General features: G+C 35.5%; 15 protein-coding genes and 4 tRNA genes. 4 read left to right on the forward strand and 15 right to left on the reverse strand.

Features of this window, described 5'->3' with window-relative positions:
* Positions 1 to 100 precede the first annotated feature (100 nt).
* From CGC57_RS00170 to CGC57_RS00185, 4 genes are all read right to left on the reverse strand, one after another.
* Positions 101 to 937 carry a hypothetical protein gene (locus CGC57_RS00170; protein ID WP_095897496.1) on the reverse strand — a complete coding sequence of 279 codons (837 nt, stop codon included), beginning with the start codon at positions 935 to 937 and terminating at the stop codon, positions 101 to 103.
* Positions 938 to 963: 26 nt separating this feature from the next.
* Complete coding sequence (gene queA / locus CGC57_RS00175) at positions 964 to 2,013, reverse strand: tRNA preQ1(34) S-adenosylmethionine ribosyltransferase-isomerase QueA (RefSeq protein ID WP_095897497.1); 1,050 nt, start codon at positions 2,011 to 2,013, stop codon at positions 964 to 966.
* Positions 2,014 to 2,039: 26 nt separating this feature from the next.
* The gene (locus CGC57_RS00180) at positions 2,040 to 2,606 is read right to left on the reverse strand and encodes a hypothetical protein (protein ID WP_095897498.1); all 567 of its coding nucleotides are present in this window, start codon (positions 2,604 to 2,606) and stop codon (positions 2,040 to 2,042) included.
* Positions 2,607 to 2,643: 37 nt separating this feature from the next.
* Positions 2,644 to 2,716: transfer RNA gene (locus CGC57_RS00185), tRNA-Pro, on the reverse strand.
* Positions 2,717 to 2,978: 262 nt separating this feature from the next.
* Between CGC57_RS00185 and mgtE the strand changes: the two genes are divergently transcribed.
* The gene (gene mgtE, locus CGC57_RS00190; RefSeq protein WP_095897499.1) at positions 2,979 to 4,334 is read left to right on the forward strand and encodes a magnesium transporter; all 1,356 of its coding nucleotides are present in this window, start codon (positions 2,979 to 2,981) and stop codon (positions 4,332 to 4,334) included.
* A gap of 41 nt (positions 4,335 to 4,375) precedes the next feature.
* Here the strand turns inward: mgtE and CGC57_RS00195 are convergent, their stop codons facing one another.
* From CGC57_RS00195 to CGC57_RS00230, 8 genes are all read right to left on the reverse strand, one after another.
* Complete coding sequence (locus tag CGC57_RS00195) at positions 4,376 to 5,590, reverse strand: bifunctional folylpolyglutamate synthase/dihydrofolate synthase (protein ID WP_095897500.1); 1,215 nt, start codon at positions 5,588 to 5,590, stop codon at positions 4,376 to 4,378.
* 102 nt (positions 5,591 to 5,692) lie between these two features.
* Positions 5,693 to 6,517, reverse strand: coding sequence for a TonB C-terminal domain-containing protein (locus CGC57_RS00200; protein ID WP_002678076.1), 825 nt, complete (start codon positions 6,515 to 6,517; stop codon positions 5,693 to 5,695).
* A gap of 8 nt (positions 6,518 to 6,525) precedes the next feature.
* Positions 6,526 to 6,912: an ExbD/TolR family protein gene (locus tag CGC57_RS00205; protein ID WP_002678130.1), complete on the reverse strand. Its 387-nt coding sequence runs from the start codon at positions 6,910 to 6,912 to the stop codon at positions 6,526 to 6,528.
* 24 nt (positions 6,913 to 6,936) lie between these two features.
* Positions 6,937 to 7,635 carry a MotA/TolQ/ExbB proton channel family protein gene (locus CGC57_RS00210; RefSeq protein ID WP_095897501.1) on the reverse strand — a complete coding sequence of 233 codons (699 nt, stop codon included), beginning with the start codon at positions 7,633 to 7,635 and terminating at the stop codon, positions 6,937 to 6,939.
* Positions 7,636 to 7,804: 169 nt separating this feature from the next.
* Positions 7,805 to 7,879, reverse strand: a tRNA-Val gene (locus tag CGC57_RS00215).
* 38 nt (positions 7,880 to 7,917) lie between these two features.
* Positions 7,918 to 7,995, reverse strand: a tRNA-Val gene (locus CGC57_RS00220).
* Positions 7,996 to 8,029: 34 nt separating this feature from the next.
* Positions 8,030 to 8,104, reverse strand: a tRNA-Val gene (locus CGC57_RS00225).
* A gap of 119 nt (positions 8,105 to 8,223) precedes the next feature.
* Positions 8,224 to 8,862, reverse strand: a complete 639-nt coding sequence (locus CGC57_RS00230) for a hypothetical protein (RefSeq protein ID WP_123862243.1) — start codon at positions 8,860 to 8,862, stop codon at positions 8,224 to 8,226.
* 413 nt (positions 8,863 to 9,275) lie between these two features.
* On the opposite strand from CGC57_RS00230, the gene CGC57_RS00235 reads away from it, so the two are divergent.
* A complete protein-coding gene (locus CGC57_RS00235) occupies positions 9,276 to 11,654 on the forward strand; it encodes an alpha-ketoacid dehydrogenase subunit alpha/beta (protein ID WP_095897503.1) in 2,379 nt (792 codons plus the stop codon).
* A gap of 50 nt (positions 11,655 to 11,704) precedes the next feature.
* Here the strand turns inward: CGC57_RS00235 and CGC57_RS00240 are convergent, their stop codons facing one another.
* Positions 11,705 to 12,094 carry an RNA-binding S4 domain-containing protein gene (locus CGC57_RS00240; protein WP_095897504.1) on the reverse strand — a complete coding sequence of 130 codons (390 nt, stop codon included), beginning with the start codon at positions 12,092 to 12,094 and terminating at the stop codon, positions 11,705 to 11,707.
* Between the two features lie 86 nt (positions 12,095 to 12,180).
* Here CGC57_RS00240 and CGC57_RS00245 point away from each other — a divergent pair, with 86 nt between their 5' ends.
* Both CGC57_RS00245 and CGC57_RS00250 read left to right on the forward strand, forming a co-directional pair.
* Positions 12,181 to 13,017 carry an FKBP-type peptidyl-prolyl cis-trans isomerase gene (locus tag CGC57_RS00245; RefSeq protein ID WP_095897505.1) on the forward strand — a complete coding sequence of 279 codons (837 nt, stop codon included), beginning with the start codon at positions 12,181 to 12,183 and terminating at the stop codon, positions 13,015 to 13,017.
* Between the two features lies 1 nt (position 13,018).
* Complete coding sequence (locus CGC57_RS00250) at positions 13,019 to 13,723, forward strand: CDP-alcohol phosphatidyltransferase family protein (protein ID WP_095897506.1); 705 nt, start codon at positions 13,019 to 13,021, stop codon at positions 13,721 to 13,723.
* Here CGC57_RS00250 and CGC57_RS00255 read toward each other — a convergent pair.
* Together CGC57_RS00255 and CGC57_RS00260 are read right to left on the reverse strand one after the other, a co-directional pair.
* Positions 13,709 to 15,619, reverse strand: a complete 1,911-nt coding sequence (locus tag CGC57_RS00255) for a ComEC/Rec2 family competence protein (protein WP_095897507.1) — start codon at positions 15,617 to 15,619, stop codon at positions 13,709 to 13,711. The two genes, CGC57_RS00250 and CGC57_RS00255, sit on opposite strands and share 15 nt — an antisense overlap.
* Positions 15,616 to 16,491 (reverse strand): C40 family peptidase, encoded by an 876-nt coding sequence (locus tag CGC57_RS00260; protein WP_095897508.1) that lies wholly within the window; start codon positions 16,489 to 16,491, stop codon positions 15,616 to 15,618. Before CGC57_RS00260 ends, CGC57_RS00255 begins: the two co-directional genes overlap by 4 nt.
* Positions 16,492 to 16,510: the final 19 nt, after the last annotated feature.

A 16,510-nucleotide genomic window follows, 5' to 3' on the forward strand; every position in this document is an offset into this window, starting at 1 on the left:
TAGCTAATATAGTGATTAGTAAAATTGGTGCAAAAATAATAAAAAAACTGGTATAGTTCAAAACTACGCCAGTTTTTCTTTTTCTATGTTGTATAAATTTTTAGAATCTAAAAACACCGCCAATACCTAATACAGTTTCAAAGAAGAAGAAATCGTGTTTAGCTTTATCGGCTATGTCGTAAGTGGTACGCACATCGTACATATTGATATAACCGCCTTTGAGTTCACCAACTACACGAAAATACTTTAAGAAAGTGAGGTGTAATCCAGCTTTAGCATTTACTCCTACCCCTGCAATGTGAAATTCGTCGTAACGTTCTTTATTAAGAAGTTTGGTGTTAGATTTTGGATATAAAGCACCAAAACCAAGTCCTTCGGTTAAGCTCACTTGTAATATATCAGTGTTACGGATGCCAAACAAACGAGAAATATCATCGATACGAGCCCCTTCCACTACTACATAGTTGAGTCCGTCAGTATGTTCAAAAGTAAGGAAGTCTTCACTGAGCAATTTATCGGCATTGTTATATACACCATCGTGTGAAGTGCCAGATCCATTGATATATCCATTCATTTTCACAGTTTGACCGTTTTTCATTACATATTTCATATGGTCTACTCCTACAGAAACAGTGTAATGATCAGAAATGTAATATCCTATGTGAAAATTGGTTTGAGGGATAGTCATTCGCAAAGGATTGATATAGTCGATATGCCAACCTTTAGGACGGTCTACTGCTTCAACATCTTTGATGGTAAAATCGTAGCCATTACCAGTGAAAGTAATATCAGAATTAGAGTACCAGCCGCGATTGCCCCCCCAGAAGAAGAAAAATTTACCTTTGTTATGAGCAGTGTAAAGTTCTTTAGGCGTTTCTTGCGCAAAAAATGTTAGGGTGCTCATTCCTAACGCCATAGTGACAAAAAATTTTTTCATTAATGATTATTTTTAGTTATTGATTTTTACAAGATTAGCATTGCATCGCCATAAGAATAAAACTTGTATTTTTGTTCTACAGCTTCTTTATAGGCACGCATAATGAGATCGTGACCAGCAAAAGCTGATACCATCATCAGTAAAGTTGATTTAGGAGTGTGGAAGTTAGTGATCATCGCATTGGCAACACTAAAATCGTAAGGAGGAAAAATAAATTTATTTGTCCATCCATCAAATGGATTTACGAAGCCATCAGAAGATACAGAACTCTCTAAAACACGCATTACAGTAGTTCCTACAGCACAAACACGTTTTTTATTTTCCTTAGCAGTGTTGATGATTTTTGTTTGACTTTCAGGAATATGAATCTCTTCGCTATCCATTTTGTGTTTAGAAAGATCTTCTACCTCCACAGGGTTGAAAGTTCCTAAACCAACGTGTAATGTTACTTCGGCGAAGGTAATACCTTTTATTTCTAAACGTTTCATCAAGTGTTTAGAGAAGTGCAAACCAGCTGTAGGAGCAGCAACAGCACCTTCGTGTTTAGCGTAGATAGTTTGGTAACGTTCCTCGTCTTCAGGTTCTACAGGACGAGAGATGTATTTAGGTAGTGGAGTTTGTCCGAGCTCAGTGAGATGCTGGCGAAACTCTTCATAAGTACCATCATACAAGAAACGAAGTGTACGACCACGAGAGGTCGTATTGTCGATTACCTCGGCTACTAATTCGGCATTTTTACCAAAGTAGAGTTTATTGCCTATACGTATCTTGCGTGCAGGATCTACAAGTACATCCCACAAACGTTGTTCAGCGCTCAATTCACGTAATAAAAAAACTTCTATTTTTGCTTTAGTTTTTTCTTTATTACCATATAAGCGAGCTGGGAATACTTTGGTGTTGTTGAGTACAAACACATCGCCATCATCAAAATAATCAATTACATCTTTGAACAATTTGTGTTCAATTTCTCCTGTTTTGCGATGTACCACCATTAGGCGAGCTTCATCGCGGTTTTCGCTGGGATATTCAGCTAATAACTCTTTAGGAAGATCAAAATTAAAGTTTGAAAGTTTCATATATTTTCTACAAAATTATTGTTAGTTTATAAACGGTATCCCACTCCTATTGCTATGTGCCCATATTTATAATTATCATTTGGGATACCTTCTTTTCTTTTAGCATTAGGAATATAGAAGTTGATATCTACACTACCTATAAATCTTTTCCACTCACCATAACCTCCTAAAAACAAGCGTGCATTTACCCCTTTTGCATCTCCAAAGTTGATGTTAGGCCCTATGCCTACTTGCAAACCATTAGTTTTGTGCATTCCGCCTAAAATATAGAGAAAAGATACTTGATGAATATGATTATAACGATCGTAATCATCATTTTGTTGAGTTTGCAGGAAAGTGTAATCTACACGAGTGCTAAATTTAGATAATCGTCCATACTTTTCGGCATCATATCTATCGGCTTGAACATATATATTTATACGTGGGCGAAAAGATAAAGAAGTTGATGAAGAAGAGTCATTATCTGGTTTTTCTCGATCGTTATTATATAAAAAAGGAAGTTGTGCCCCTATAACAAAATTGTTTTTAAGAGCTTGTGCCTGAGAAAAAAAGGTGAATAGGGAAAATAAAAAAAGAAAATAAACTTTGTTCATTTCTTTATAAAAATAGCTATTGTATAAAAGAAAAAAGTCGGGATGACTGGACTCGAACCAGCGACCACACGCACCCCATACGTGTACGCTACCAACTGCGCCACATCCCGATTTTTATTTTTCAGAGTGCAAAAGTATTACTTTTTGTTGAAACCACCAAATAAATAAATAGAATTTTTTTATTGATGGACTTATTTATTTGATAATCTGAAATCACTATCTTAAGTTGGATATATTGAAAAGCTATTTTAACTACATATTCAATACTTAGAATGTAGTTTAAATTCTTAAAAATATAAAATATTTTGAGATTCTTTATTCAGTATTCACAATTATTTTATAATTTTGCAAAAATAGAATTTAGGAGATAATATGACAACTTTTAAGATAACAGATGAGCTCATTGAAAAGATTCAGCAACTCATTGAACAAAAACAAAATAAAGAACTAACAACCCTCCTAAGTGATTTGCACTATGCTGATATAGCAGAAATCATTCACGAATTAGATACTGAAGAGGGAGTATATATTATTCGTCTTATAGATGCACAAAAAACATCGGATGTACTCACTGAATTAGACGATGATTACCGCGAAAATATCTTAAAAAACCTTTCAGCAAAAGAAATTGCTGATGAAATTATCGAGTTAGACACCGACGATGCTGTAGATATCATTTCTGAACTGCCAGAAGATAGAAAAACAGAAGTTATTTCACATATCAAGGATGTAGAACATGCAAAAGATATCGTAGATTTGCTTCGTTATGATGAAGATACTGCTGGGGGACTAATGGCGAAGGAGCTCGTAAAGGTAAATGAGAATTGGAATGTACTCAAATGTGTGAAAGAAATGCGAGAACAAGCGGCTCATGTTACTCGTGTACATTCTATTTATGTGGTAGATGATAATGATGTGCTAAAAGGCAGACTTTCACTTAAAGATTTGCTTACTACTTCCACACGATCAGAAGTGAAAGATATTTATATTCCAAAAGTAGACTACGTATATGTTACTGATACAGCCGAAGAAGTAGCTCACATAATGAGTAAGTATGACTTGGAGGCGATTCCAGTAGTTGATGAGATGAAACGCCTTGTAGGACGTATCACTATTGATGACGTGGTGGATGTAATTAGGGAAGAAGCTGAAAAAGACTATCAATTAGCAGCGGGTATCACCAATGATGTAGAGGCAGATGACAGTATATGGAAACTCACTAAAGCGCGCTTGCCTTGGTTACTTATTGGAATGTTCGGAGGATTAGGTGCAGCGAGTATTATCAATGGTTTTCAGGATACAATGATGGTTTACCCTATATTATTGATATTCATTCCGCTTATTCAAGCTACTGCGGGAAATGTGGGGGTACAATCATCGGCGATAATAGTACAAGGGTTGGCAAATAATTCTATTGATGGCGAACTTATCAAGCGATTGCTTAAAGAATTTTTATTAGGACTCATCAACGGAGGAACCATTGCAGGAATAGTGATATTAGTAAGCCATTTTGCTTTTCAAGCCGAGTATTTGGTAAGTATTACGGTAGCCATAGCACTCATTACAGTGATTGTAAATGCTGCTGTGATAGGTACTTTTATCCCGATACTCCTCCACAAGCGCGGTATTGACCCAGCGGTTGCTACGGGTCCGTTTATCACTACCAGCAACGATGTTTTAGGTATTTTGATTTACTTTTTTATCGCCAAAATGATATTAGGGTTTTAAAACAATCTTCATTTGCTTTTCAATATTCACTTTTTGTTATTTTACACTACTTCCGCAACTACAAACGTGCTTCCACCCACAAAGATAAAGTCGGTGGGAAGTGCTTGTGCTTTAGCAGCATTTAAGGCTTCTGCTACTGAAGAATATCTCTCCCCTTGGAGACCTTTTGTAGTGGCAATTTCCTTTAATGTATCTACATTAAGTCCTCTTGCAATAGCAGGACTGCAAAAATAATAGGTAGCTTCTTTTGGGAAAAGCTCTAAAACACTATTTACATCTTTTTCTTTTACAAAACCTACTACAATATGAAGATGTGTATAGGTTTGCTTTTTGAGTTGTTCCATCACATAAGTAAGTCCGCCCACATTATGTCCTGTATCACATACGATAGTAGGGCAGGAGCCAAGGGTTTGCCAACGACCTTTCAGATTTGTATTGTGCACCACGTGTAAAAGCCCTTGTGCAATATTCTCCGGAGTAATATCCCACCCCTGGTGGATAAGCAATTCGGTAACGGCTATTACTCCTTTGATGTTTTTCTCTTGGTAGGCACCTTGAAGGTCGGTTGTAAGAGAAGTTTCTATATGATTGGCAAAAATAATAGGAGCCTTTATTTCTTTAGCTCTTGCTGTGAAAACGGGAGCTGTTTCCTCTTGATATTCACTGATTACTACAGGTACATTTTGTTTGATAATACCAGCTTTTTCAAAAGCTATTTTAGGCAATGTATCTCCTAAAATATCTGTATGATCTTTGGAAATATTAGTAATAAGAGAAACTTCGGGAGTGATAATATTAGTAGAATCAAAACGCCCTCCTAAGCCTACTTCTATCACAGCGATATCTACTTTTTCTTCAGCAAAATAACTGAAAGCCATCCCTACCGTCATTTCAAAAAATGACAATGAATGTTTTTCCAAGAAAGATTTGTTTTCGCTTATGAAGTTTACCACATAGTCTTCAGGGATTTCTTTTCCATCAATTTTAATACGCTCACGAAAGTCTTTGAGGTGAGGAGAAGTATATAATCCTACCTTATATCCTGCCTCTTGTAAAATAGAGGCGAGCATACTGCTAGAAGAACCTTTGCCATTAGTGCCAGCGATATGCAAACTTTTGAATTTTGTTTGAGGGTTTCCTAACGCTGAAGTAAAGGTGAGGATATTATCTAATTTGTTGTTCAGAGCATTTTTGCCTTGTGTTTGAAACATAGGTAAGCGGTTGAACATCCACGAAAGAGTTTCTTGATAATTCAATGTTAAAAATAATTTTTAGTTATTATACAATCAAAAATGAGATAATTAGTTATCATATAACTATTATCTCATCTTGTTATTTATAATTGTTAATTGATTTTTTTATTCTCCAAGTTTAAAGTTAATAACAATAAAACCAATTTGACGTGCAGGGGCATTATCATCGGCATTCCAATGGTGCAAAGCTGCTGTTTTTCGAGCGGCATCTAATAAACAAGGGGCAGAATTAGTAGTTCCTTTTACGCCTGCAGTAGCTTTTACAACTCTACCGCTACGATCTACTTCTATTTGTACAACTACACGTCCTTCTTCATTACAATTTTGAGGAACTTTACCTTGTGAAGCAATGAAGCGCCCATTGAGACCCCAGCCTTTGCCAGAACCGCTGCCACCACCAGATCCATAGTAAGAATTAGCATATTGACTACCATCTATTTGACCTTGATAGCCAGGTTGGTTGCCATCACCTTGTCCTGCAGTTCCACTGCCTCCTGCATTAGCAGCTCCTAAAATGTTAGAAAGTGCATCAGAAGTTTCTCGTGAAGGTTTAGGAGCGGGTTTAGGTGTTTCTTTAGGAGGGTCTTTTTTAGGTGTTTCTTTTTTCTTTTCTTGTTTTTTAGGAACTTCGGGTACAGAAACTTCTTCGTTGTTATCTTGAGCTAAAAGATTCTCTTTCACTTCTTGTGAAGTACTTTGTTCAGGTTGTGTTTGTGGTGTTTGGGTTTCTTCTTGTTTGGCAGCACTTGGGGGAGGGGTACGCTCTCCCATTCCAGTTATATCTACCCCATAGATAACCTCTACCCCATTTTCGGGTGGAGGATCTAAGTACTTCATTCCTGCGAAAAATAGGATAAAGATAACCAAACACATCACAACTGTAGTGAGTGCTAAAGCTTTACGTTTATGTTCTGTATTGAATAAGTTCATATACTTTGCTATTTAGGACGTACAGCCAAAATTACCTTAAATTGATTTTGGTTTGCTACATCCATCACAGTTACTGCATTTTCAATAGGCACACTTTCTTCTACGCGTAAAATAATGGTAGGGTTTTCTACTCCTTTTAGTGCCGACTTGAGTTCTGCATCAAGATTATCTACAGATATAGGTTTTTTGTCGATAAAAAAATTCAAATCTTTATCGATACTTACTGAAACATTTTGTGTATTTGTGCTTTTTCCTTTAGCTTTAGGCAATAACAAATCGAGTGCATTGGGGCTATTGGCAGTGATCATAAAGAATACTAACAACAAGAACACAATATCCGTCATAGACGACATACTGAACTCAGGACTTACTTTATTTCTACCTTTTAATTTCATAATTGTACAAGTAGTTTTTGAAACCTATAGAGGTTCGTTCAACAAGTCTAAGAATTCAACAGCATTGGCTTCCATAAGGTGTACCACTTTATCAGTTTTGACCACTAAATGGTTGTAACCTACATAAGTGATAATCCCTACTATAAGACCAGCTACAGTAGTAGCCATTGCGGTATAAATACCTCCTGCTAAAGCACCCATTTCGGCTTGACCGCCAGCAGACGCCATTTCGTGGAATGACATAATCATACCAACAACCGTGCCTAAGAATCCAATCATAGGTCCAGCCCCTGCAATAGTAGCTAAAATAGCAGTGTTTTTTTCTAGTTTGTACACTTCCAAAGTACCTGCATTCTCAATAGCTTTATTGATATCTTCGAGCGGTTTACCTATACGAGAGACACCTTTCTCAATAAGTCGTGCCACAGAGGTATTAGATTGCACACAAAGCATTTTGGCTGCATCCAACCGTCCAGCAGAGATACAATCACGTATTTTATACATAAAAGTTTTATCCACTTTAGAGGCAGCCTTGATAGCAAAAAGGCGTTCGAAATAGAGGAAAAGAGCTACAGCGAGCATTACGAATAGAATGCCAATAATCACAATATTAGCAGTGCCACCATCTACAATCATATCCATTATAGAAAGTGTTTTTTCTTGAGCTGGAAGAGTGTCGGTTGCAGTTGTAGCAACATCTACAGAAGTTTGTAATCCTAACATATTTTTATAGTTTTCTGTTTAAAAATATCGCAAAAGTAAGAAATAATTATCAATATACAATTATTAATAATTAATTAACAATTATTAAAAATGTAAATATTTGATAATCAATTCTGTATTTAATATATTGCTAATAAAAAAAGCTACTCAATATTCGAGTAGCTTTTAGTGGACTCTACTGGATTCGAACCAGTGACCCTCTGCTTGTAAGGCAGATGCTCTGAACCAGCTGAGCTAAGAATCCTTTTTTTAATTATGAAAACAACAATAAAATCTGAATTTTGGTGGGTCCTACTGGATTCGAACCAGTGACCCTCTGCTTGTAAGGCAGATGCTCTGAACCAGCTGAGCTAAGAACCCCAAAAATAACAATGATAAAAATTTTAAACCTAAGTGGGTCCTACTGGATTCGAACCAGTGACCCTCTGCTTGTAAGGCAGATGCTCTGAACCAGCTGAGCTAAGAACCCTTATGTTTTTAAATCGGGTGCAAAGGTACTACTTTTTTTGAAACCTCCAAATTTTTTTATGAAAAAAGTGAAAAAATATTTATTCTTTTAGCATAAACTCGTACTCTAATCGGTTGAAGTTAGTAATCATATAGGGTATTATTCCATTCACTTTCAGGCTTATTATCATTGTAATTCTCGCGTACTGTATAAATGTTTTTGCCATTAAATCTCTTTTGACCTACTCCTACAAAATAATAAGCATCACCGTTCCAACTACCCTTAATTTTAGGAAAATAAAGCACTAAAGTACGTCGTTTTGTAGGGCAATGGTAAATTACGTGTTTATCTGTAGCTTCTATAAGCTCATAAACATCACTGAATTGATATTTTTCCATACATCCCCATTGCTCTTCGTGGAAAGGAAGTGAATCGGGGAATACAATAGGTTTTTCATTTGTTAGACGAAAACTCACTTCGGTAGTATAACAATCGGGGGCTCCACAATCAAAAGTGTGAAGATTGAAAGGCAAATGTACTTTGATACTGTCCTTAGTAGTCTTAGTGAATCCTTGTAAGTAAAACTCTTCTAAACAGGTATTTTTTAGAATACTGTATTTCATTTGTTGCAAAACTAATTTTCGCACAGCTCTTTGGTAACACTCGTAGTCCTCACCATATTTTTCTTGCAAGATTTTTAATAAGCTATCATTTTTTGAGAGTTTAACTTTAGGTTTAGTGGTATTAGCTTTTGCAACAACAGTGCTATCAATAGACATAACTATAGTAGTGTTACTTTGAGTAGTAGTACCCTTCTGTATGCTAATAGTTTTTTGCTGTTGACAATTTGTCGATAATATTACAAAAACGAAAAAAAGAATTGTATGTTTCATTTGGCAAAGATAAGAAATAATTAAAAATTAATAATTGACAATTGAGTTCATTATATTATTTTTATGTAAGAACTTTTATATCAGTGTTTTTTGTGTAGATAGATGATGGTTTCTTTAAGATTTTTCTTTTTGTGAAGCAAGACACTAGTATATATAACTATCACTAAAATCTAAAATTTAAATACTTTTCTTTTGTTTACTTTTAAAAAAGTATTACATTTGCCCAATATTTTTTATTCAAACAAAATAAACCACTCTATATTATTTTTTTTAAAAACTATTAAAAGAGGATAAAACCAATGAAAAAAGAAGATATTCTAGAAGACTATGGCATCGCTGTTCTCAGTAGAGAATGCAGCTTGATGGGAAGAAAAGAAGTGCTTACAGGTAAAGCTAAATTTGGTATTTTTGGGGAAGGAAAAGAGGTGCCTCAGGTAGCTTTGGCAAGAGCTTTTCAAGATGGTGATTTCAGGAGCGGTTATTATCGCGATCAAACACTAATGATGGCTCTTGGCGTACATACTGTAGAGAATTTCTTTGCAGGGATATATGCACACGCTGACATAGAGGCAGACCCTACCAGTGCTGGACGCCAAATGGGGGGGCACTTTGCTACCCATAGTTTAGATGATGAAGGACATTGGAAAGATTTATTAAAACAAAAGAATAGCAGTAGTGATATATCGTGTACTGCTGGTCAAATGCCTCGATTGTTAGGTTTAGCACAGGCTTCTAAAGTGTATCGCGACTTACCTAATGCAGAAAGTAAAGGCTTCTCAAATCACGGTAACGAAGTAGCTTGGGGGACTATTGGTAATGCGAGTACTAGCGAAGGACACTTTTTTGAAATCCTTAATGCGGCAGGGGTAATGCAAGTACCCTTAGTAATGTCGGTTTGGGATGATGAGTATGGTATTTCAGTTCCTAAAGAATTTCACACTATTAAACAAAGTATTTCAGAAGCTTTAAAAGGTTTTGTGCGTGATAAAAAACATAAAGGGTTCGAACTATTTGTTGCTAATGGTTGGGATTATCCTACTTTGTATGACATTTACCAAAAGGCAGCCAAAATAGCCCGTGAGGAACATATACCTGTATTAGTACACGTGAAAGAACTTACTCAACCTCAAGGACACTCAACTTCAGGCTCACACGAGCGTTACAAAAGTGCTGAACGACTTCAGTGGGAAAAAGAATTTGACTGTATTACCAAAATGCGCGAATGGATTTTAGCCGAAAAATATGCTACTCAAGAAGAATTGGTAGCTATAGAACAACAAGCTAAGAAACGTGTGAATGAAGGTAAAAAAATAGCTTGGGAAGCTTATATTAAACCTATTGAAAAAGAAAGAAAAGAACTTGTAGCTCTTCTCTCCTCATTGTTAACCAATACGAACGATAATACTATAAAAGAAAGAGTAAAGAGTTTATCAAAATCTCTTTTGGAAGTAGCTTTACCTAATCGCAAAGATGTGTTGAGTAGTGCGAAAAAAGCCTTGAGATTGTTATTACCAGAGGGTGAAAATAAAATACTTCCTTTACAAGAATGGATAAAGAACTACATAAAGGAAAATGAGCCTAAATATAGTCGATTTCTCCACACAGAGAATGAGCAAAATCCTATTCATATAGCAGAGGTACTTCCTACTTATGACGCATCAGAAGAACTTGTAGATGGGCGTATTGTGTTGAGAGAGAATTTTGATGCTTTACTTACTAAATATCCTAATCTTTTGATATTTGGTGAGGATGTAGGTAATATAGGTGATGTAAACCAAGGATTAGAAGGTTTGCAAAAGAAATACGGAGCTGTAAGAGTAGCTGATACAAGTATTCGTGAAACAGCTATAGTGGGACAAGGTATAGGTATGGCAATGCGAGGTTTGCGCCCAATTGCTGAAATTCAGTATTTAGACTATATTCTTTATGGATTACAAACGCTAAGTGATGATTTAGCCAGTTTGCACTATCGCACTTTTGGTAAGCAAATGGCACCTCTTATTATCAGAACGAGAGGACATCGTTTGCAAGGTATTTGGCATGCGGGTTCACCTATGGGGGTATTGTTGGCTTCTTTAAGAGGAATGTATATTCTCACCCCACGTAATATGGTGAAAGCAGCAGGCTTCTACAATACACTCTTGGAGGGTAATCAACCAGCTGTAGTGGTGGAATGCCTCAATGGTTATCGCTTGAAAGAAGCGTTGCCTAGTAATCTCACTGAGTTTAAGACTCCTATAGGAGTAGTAGAAACACTTCGTGAAGGAAAAGATATTACTGTAGTATCTTACGGGTCTACTTTGCGTATTGTGTGTGAGGTTGCTGATGAATTGGCTGCCTTGGGTATTGATATTGAAATTATTGATGTACAATCATTAGCGCCATTTGATGTGCGTCACGATATAGTGAAGAGCATACAGAAAACCAACAGACTATTAGTAGTTGATGAAGATATGCCTGGAGCTACTTCGGCATATATTTTGCAGAAAATTTTGGAAGAACAAAATGCTTATCAGTATTTAGATAGTGCACCACAAACCTTGGCGGCAGGTAATCACCGTCCTGCTTATGCAACTGATGGTGATTATTTCTCTAAACCTAATGCCGATAGCATTATTGAGAAGATATACAGTATAATGCACGAAGTTAATCCTACAAAATATCCTACATTGTTGTAGTATTGTATTTTTCACTTTGTCAAAGTTTTAGGACTTTGACAAAGTGAATTTTAATCGTCATCGTTATTTTCTTGAAAATCATTTAAGAGATTATCAATAGCACGGCGATCTTTTTTAGTAGGGCGACCTTCTCCTTTTTCGCGGTAATAGTCCTGAGCAAGTTTTTGTATTTCGGCTTGCTCAAAAGCTTCAGGAGGTGTGTTATCTTGACGATAAAGGTCTACTAACTTAGCTCCCACACGACTTTCAGGGATGTCTAAAACCTCTAATTGGTAGTTGATTTGGTTTTTACGTACTACTATTTGGTCGTTTTTATAAATCTCACGTGAAGGTTTTACTGTTTCGCCATTTACTTTAATGTGACCTTTTTTACAAGCTTCAGTAGCAATATTGCGTGTTTTGAAGTAACGTACACACCATAAATATTTATCAATTCGCATTCTTTTATAATTTTAAAAATAACAATGAGGTGCAAAAGTAAGAAATAATTTGTATCTTGCGCCCCAAAAATAAGACAATATTTTATATGATAAACAAAATTCTATTTAGCATCAGTGTAATAGCTCTGCTATTGACTATAGGTTGTAAGAAAAACGATAGTTCTAATGTAACACCACCAAGAGATGTTACAGAAGTGAGGAATGAAAACAATCAAGCTATTGAAACATTCTTAAAAACACATACTTACACATATTCCGCCACGGCAGCTATATCGGATGCTGTTACCTTCACAAGTACAACTAATGTTTCACAATCCATTTTTAATAATAGTAATCTAAAAAAAATGGAATTAGATGTATTTGATGCCAACAACAATCGCATTCGTCATACCTTGTACTATATGGTATTACAAGAAGGTACTAGCACCCATACTACTTCTATTGCCGACTCGGTATATGTAAACTATAAAGGTCAGTTACTCAACTTAACTGTATTTGATGATACTACAACTCAATCAGCATCTAATTGGATGGATTTACTGGGAAATATTGTTACCAATCGCCCTTCAGGTACTATCAGAGGATTTAGAGAGGGAGTTGCTCAACTAAAACCTTCAGTAACTAAACTCACACAAAATTCAGATGGTACACTCACCGCTCCTACCGATGGAGGGGTAGGGGTGTTCTTCATTCCATCAGGTTTAGGCTACTTCAATAATAGTCAGGCAAAAATACCAGCTTATTCACCTTTAATTTTTACAGTAAGACTTATCGCTGCTCGTCACGCCGATCACGATCACGACGGCAAACCATCTAAAGATGAAATTGTACGTGATAACTATGGAGTGGTTACTTATCCTGATTGTGATGAGAAGAAAGATCAATCATATCTTCCAGATTATTTAGATGCCGATTGTAAGTAAAATGAAAAAGCATATCCCTAATTTAATTACTTTAGGAAACCTCTTTTGCGGAACAGTGGCAATTATTTTTACCGTGAAGGGGGCACTTGATTGGGCAGCTCTCTTTGTAGCGATAGGTATTTTCCTTGATTTTTTTGATGGTTTTTTTGCCCGTTTGCTACACGTGAAATCAGAAATGGGGTTACAGTTAGATTCTTTAGCTGATATGGTTACCTCAGGAGTAGTACCAGGTGTTGTGATGTTTCAGTTGTTTAACCAAAGTAGTTATGTAGTAGAAAATCCAACAACTTGGGCAGCCTACTTACCTTATATAGGTTTCCTTATCACTTTAGCATCAGCCTATCGATTGGCGAATTTTAACATAGATACGCGGCAAACTTCTGGTTTTATAGGACTTCCTACTCCAGCTAATACAATGTTTATCCTTTCTCTACCACTTATAATGCAATACCAATCAACAGAACTATTTGATAGTTTATTGCATAATAGTTGGGTTTTATTAGGAATTACATTGTTGAGTGCATATTTGCTGAATGCTGAAATAGCCCTCTTTGCATTGAAGTTCAGTGATTATTCATTTAAGAATAATGCATTGAAGTATATATTTTTAGCACTTTGTGTTATTCTACTTGTAAGTTTAAAAATAATTGCTATCCCTATAATCATTTTATTGTATATTATTCTTTCCTTACTACCTAAGCGATAAATCACGCTTCATTCTATCTAAATTGATTTTAGGTTTTTGTAAGAAGATAACACTATCAATAACTACTTGCTTGGATTTTGGGTATACCCCTAAACTATCCATTAGCAAGTAGTTTTTTTGTTTGAAGCGCAATATATAGGGCATTTTGTAAAGTGTAATATCACTGATGCCTTTGTTTTTAATGTAGTTGTTTACCATTGGATTGATAGAAGTTGTATCGACCTGATAGACACTCAGTTTATTACCTTGCCTAATAGTGATTATCTTATCTTTGTACTTGCTAAATACTAACATTTCTTCGGTAGTTTCTAATTGGTATTTGTGATAGAAAAGTACCCCTTGAAACAAAAGTACAGAAACGAGAAGAGCTACCAATACTTTATATTTCCTATAATGTACAAAGATGATGAGTACTAGTACTATTACTAAAGAAGAAAGAAGTAGGGGAGTTGTGAAAGGTATATTGCGTATGATAAACATTTCTTGATGTGCTATAAAAGCTACTAAAATGTTCATCAGAGTTATTAATTTTTCTAAGACAAAAATTATAGGGTAAGGCAAAATACCTAAACCTCCCAAACATAGAGCAATGATACCTCCTATAAGTATAGGTTGTAACAAAGGTACTACTACCAAGTTAGAAACAAAGAACAAAATAGGAAATTGATGAAAATAGTATAAACTGATGGGCAAAACAACTATCTGAGCAGATAATCCTACCAAAAATAAAGACCAAATCCATTGGATGTATTTATTTTCAGGTTGCCACCATTTGCGCATTACAGGGTAGAATTTCATTATAGAAAATACAGCTGCATAACTCAATTGGAAGCCTACATCATATAAATAATAAGGATTGATAAGCAACAGAAACAACATTGAGAGCATTAAAGCATCGAATCGCCCTTGTTTTCGGCGTATAAGGGTACCCAACCCTACGAAGCTAAACATTATAGTTGCTCTCAATACAGAAGGAGAAGCCCCAGCCATTAAAGCAAAAGTCCACAATCCTGCTAACAAGATGAAGTATCGCAATGGGCGATAAAATCCTAAATTAGGCATTTTTTGCAGCAGTAATAGAAGTATAGCAGTGATAATTCCGACGTGCAAGCCCGAAATAGCTAAAATATGTACTGCACCAGCATCTACATATTGTTGATAAATATTTTCATCTAAATCACTACGTTTTCCTAAGAGTAATGTATTTAAGAGAGCAGCAGACTCGCGATTGAAATTTTGGTTGATTACAGCAGTTAGATGAGAACGCATTTTTTCAATATTTCCCATAAAATCTACTGTATTATTTTTAACAATAGAAAATGTTATTATTTCCGCCCGACCCAATACTCCTTTTCGTTCCATATATCGTTTATAATTAAACTGATATGGATTTTTAGGAGGTGGTATAAGTGTATATTTTCCTACAAAAATTAATCTATCGGTTGGAACTAATTGTTTTACATCATCGCTAATTGCTTTAGAAGGGAAAAAACACAAGATTTTACCTTCGGTACTGTTATGATTTGCTGTTAAGAGGTGAGCTTTAAAGGTAGTACCATAATTGGTTTGTGAAATAAGCTCTATTACCTCGGCTTCTAAGGTGTAATATTCATTGGTATTTAATTTTTGTGTGTAATGATTAGGGTTATAAGTAGGAGTGTGAAGGTACGTTATCAGCATACCTACAGCTACAGAAGTGAGACCTATGTGGAATAGAATTCCGTGACGAAAAGCATATCGCTTGGTAGTTAATAGGTAATGTATTGTTAGGGTAGCTAACAAACATAAACTACTACTTATAACAAACAAAAAAGAGGGAACTATTACATCAGTAATAGCAATCCCTCCTATGAGTCCTAATAATATGGTTAATATGGGAATATTTACGAATTTCACATTACACGTTTTGCCATACGAAAGGCTTTTTTGTAATAAGCATCACTCAATGAAGATATTACAACCCCTCTTTTAGAGGAAGAATGAATGAATTTCACATCACCATCTACATCTACTACCATACCAACGTGAGAAATTCTATTTCGGCGAGTAGTTTTGAAGAATAATAAATCACCTACTTGTACATTTTCTAAGCGTATTTTACGTCCTTGGGTAGCCATTTCTTGTGAAGAACGAGAAAGAGGTACAGCTATAGATTTGAAAGTAGTACTTACAAAGCCAGAGCAGTCCATTCCTTTGCGAGTAACCCCTCCGTGGCGATAAGGAGTTCCTAAGTATGAAAAAGCAGTGTCGAGCAATATTTTTTGTTGTTTAGTATCAACTTTACTTTTTGATAGAGCAGGAAGAGCTATATCAGTATTATCTACGATTTCTTCTTCATCAAGTAGTTCTTCTTCTTCCAAATCATCATCTAAATTTTCTTCAGCAATAGCCATATTTTCAGCATACTGTTGACTTGTTTTTTTAGGAGTATATCTCTTATTTGAAGCTACTGCACGTCCTCTTACTGGAGTTTTTCTTTTAGCGGCAACTGCTCTTCTGTTTTTAGCTACAGCTTTCTTTTTAGCACTATGGCTTGCTACTCTATGTTTAGGAGGTGTTTTTTTTCCTTTAGTAGTAGAGACAGCTACCTTAGTTTTTCCTTTTTTAGGAGGGCTGTAAGTTTTCTTTTTAGGTTTTTTACTTGCTATCACAGTATTTTCAGCACTTACTTTCACAGTAGTGCTTTTTTCATTTTTTTGTATGCTTTCTGTAAAAGAAGAAAGGCAAAATAGTAGTGTAAATAGTCCTAAAAGTCTTAATATGTACATAGATAAGGGGTTATAAAGT

It is taken from the genome of Capnocytophaga sputigena (assembly GCF_002302495.1).
Classification (GTDB): Bacteria; Bacteroidota; Bacteroidia; order Flavobacteriales; family Flavobacteriaceae; genus Capnocytophaga; species Capnocytophaga sputigena.